Origin of the sequence: uncultured Rhodococcus sp. (assembly GCF_963525155.1) — a bacterium.
GTDB classification, from domain to species: Bacteria; Actinomycetota; Actinomycetes; order Mycobacteriales; family Mycobacteriaceae; genus Rhodococcus_F; species Rhodococcus_F qingshengii.
The window spans coordinates 1-2,535 of record NZ_CAURKP010000335.1; the positions used below are offsets into that span (position 1 = coordinate 1).

The following is a 2,535-nucleotide window of genomic DNA, read 5'->3' on the forward strand; positions in this document are numbered from 1 at the left end:
ATCCGGAACCCAAGAAGAAGTTCGGTGCCTGAGCTGTGAGCGTACGAGTACTGGTTGCCAGCCGAAATGCCAAGAAACTGAAGGAACTTCACCGGGTGCTCGACGCCGCCGGAGTGAACGGAATCGAACTGGTCGGGCTCGACGAGGTCCCGCCGTTCCCCGAAGCCCCCGAGACCGGAGTGACGTTCGAGGAGAATGCGCTCGCCAAAGCGCGTGACGGAGCAGCTGCAACCGGAATGCCCTGCATCGCAGACGATTCCGGTGTCGAGATCGACGCACTCAACGGTATGCCCGGCGTGCTGTCCGCGCGATGGTCGGGCACTCACGGAAACGACGGCGCCAACACGGCTCTGGTCCTGGCTCAGCTGGGAGACGTGCCAGACGAGCGTCGAGGCGCGGCGTTCGTCTCCGCCTGTGCACTGGTGATCCCCGGCGGCGACGAGACCGTCGTGCGCGGCGAATGGCGCGGGGTGATCGGCCGCGAACCAGCCGGCGACGGCGGCTTCGGATACGACCCCATCTTCCGTCCGGACGGCGACACCCGCTCGGCCGCAGAACTCACCCCGGCAGAGAAGGATGCGGCGTCACATCGAGGGCGCGCGCTCGTACAGCTCGTTCCCGCGCTGGCGGCACTGGCCGGCTGAACCGAATCCGAAAAGTAGAGTCCTGAACGCGTCTGCGTTCAGGGCTCTACTTTTTGGAACTCTCAGAGCTGATAAGCCTGCTTCACCTGGGCAGTCCGCTTGTGCTCGAACACGAACGACAGGAACGGGATCGTGCCGGCAAGCGCGGTGGCAACCGTCGTACCGGGCTTCCACCTGGCCTTGATCGCCAAGTCGATCGTGAACACGAGGTAGAGCATGTAGAACAGGCCGTGGATCTGGCCGATGTAGAACAACCACGAGGGTGCGTCCGCCGAATTGTCGAGAATCAGGTACTTGTAGACCATCTCACCGGTCAGGAACAGCAGCCACAGGCCGGTGATCCAGGCAAGAACGCGGTATCGGACCAGCGCCGACGCAACCTTCTTCTGCTTTTCTGCGTTGACTGCGGGGGTAGCGATGCTCGCTTCCGAACCGGTACTCACGTCGTGCTCCTATCGGACTCGCGAGCGGCGAGCTGCGCAAGGTAGTCGTTGTATTCCAGCATTTGGCGGGCTTCAGGGTCGTCGACGTCGAGGTTCACATCGTCGAACTCGGCCTGCGGGCGTTGCGGCAAGAGGTCGGCGGGAATCTCACGCGGCTCCGCGGCGGCTTCCTCGGCTTCGGCCTCTTCGGGGTCCACGTCTTCGAGCTGAACGAACTTGCGGTACGCGTACACGACAAACGCCGCGAACAGCGGCCACTGGAACGCGTACCCGAGATTCTGTCCCGAGCCTCCGACGGCTTCGAAGCGCTCCCACTGCCACCAGCCGAGCGCGAGGCAGCCGGCAGCTGACACGATGACCAGCAGAATCAGCGCAGGTCGGCGTTTAGTAGCGTTCTTGGACACACTAAGACGGTACCTGAGAGCTATAGTGCCTCGCCCTGCGATCTCCGACACGGTGTCGTAGAGGCCGTGCCACGGCGTGTCGTAGGAGCCGTTCCACAGCACCTGTGCGCTATGCCCATTCTCACCCGCAACGCCAGGGCACTGAACACATTCTCCCGGCTGTACTGCATCGATAACCTCGGCGCGTATCCGAAAGCAGGGGAGTGTTTCATGCACATCAGAGTGATTCGCCCGGTCATCGACACCACACTGACTCCGGCGGTGACAGCCGAGGTGGAGCACTGGGCGGCGCCCGGCACGACGGTCGACGTCGTTTCGCTGCCTACCGGTACGGCGAGCATCGAGTCCGAGTACGACGAGGCACTTGCCGGCCCCGGGATAGTGCAGAGGGTCGAGGAAGCGGCAGCCGACGGCGTGGACGGTGTGTTCATCACATGTTTCGCCGATCCCGGAGTGCATGCCGCCCGAGAGGTCATCGGCGCACCGGTGGTCGGCGGCTTCGAGCCGTCATTTCTGACAGCGATGAGTCTGGGCGATCGCGTCGGTGTCGTGACTATCCTGCCGAACGTCGTGCCGATGCTGCGATCGCTCACTCGGCGGTATGGGCTCGATAGTCGGCTGGGCAGTATTCGAGTCGTGGACATGCCGGTGCTGGGCCTCACCGATCGGGAGGAACTGATCGATCGACTGGCCGCTCAGGCGTCTGTGGCAGTGGAGAACGGCGAGGCCGATTCCGTCGTTCTCGGTTGCACCGGGATGCTCGGTGTGACCAGTGCAGTCCGAGACAGGCTGCATGGCAAAGGGATTCACGTTCCGGTTGTGGATCCGACGGCGTCGGCGATCACGTGGTTGGAGAGCTCGGTCCGTCTGGGGCTGACGCCGAGCCGGACGACATACATGACCCCGCCGGTCAAGGCTCGAAAGCGCTGAGCCTGATCTAGAACCGAAAAAGCCCCGCCGGATCTGATCCGGCGGGGCGGTTCGTTGTGCGCGAGGGGGGACTTGAACCCCCACGTCCTGAGACCCTGGAACCTAAATCCAGCG

4 protein-coding genes are annotated in these 2,535 nt (G+C 63.6%); 2 read left to right on the forward strand and 2 right to left on the reverse strand.

The features are described 5' to 3' along the window. Window positions 1–35 precede the first annotated feature (35 nt). Window positions 36–644 (forward strand): RdgB/HAM1 family non-canonical purine NTP pyrophosphatase, encoded by a 609-nt coding sequence (gene rdgB, locus RWT78_RS29125; protein WP_314682941.1) that lies wholly within the window; start codon window positions 36–38, stop codon window positions 642–644. A gap of 62 nt (window positions 645–706) precedes the next feature. Here rdgB and RWT78_RS29130 read toward each other — a convergent pair whose 3' ends face one another. Both RWT78_RS29130 and RWT78_RS29135 read right to left on the reverse strand, forming a co-directional pair. Then, entirely contained in the window at window positions 707–1,087 is a 381-nt protein-coding gene (locus RWT78_RS29130; RefSeq protein WP_003945334.1) for a DUF3817 domain-containing protein, read from the reverse strand. After that, window positions 1,084–1,491 (reverse strand): hypothetical protein, encoded by a 408-nt coding sequence (locus tag RWT78_RS29135; RefSeq protein WP_021333455.1) that lies wholly within the window; start codon window positions 1,489–1,491, stop codon window positions 1,084–1,086. Before RWT78_RS29135 ends, RWT78_RS29130 begins: the two co-directional genes overlap by 4 nt. Before the next feature lie 210 nt (window positions 1,492–1,701). Here RWT78_RS29135 and RWT78_RS29140 point away from each other — a divergent pair, with 210 nt between their 5' ends. Next, window positions 1,702–2,421 carry an aspartate/glutamate racemase family protein gene (locus RWT78_RS29140; protein ID WP_218681653.1) on the forward strand — a complete coding sequence of 240 codons (720 nt, stop codon included), beginning with the start codon at window positions 1,702–1,704 and terminating at the stop codon, window positions 2,419–2,421. The last annotated feature ends 114 nt before the right edge of the window (window positions 2,422–2,535 follow it).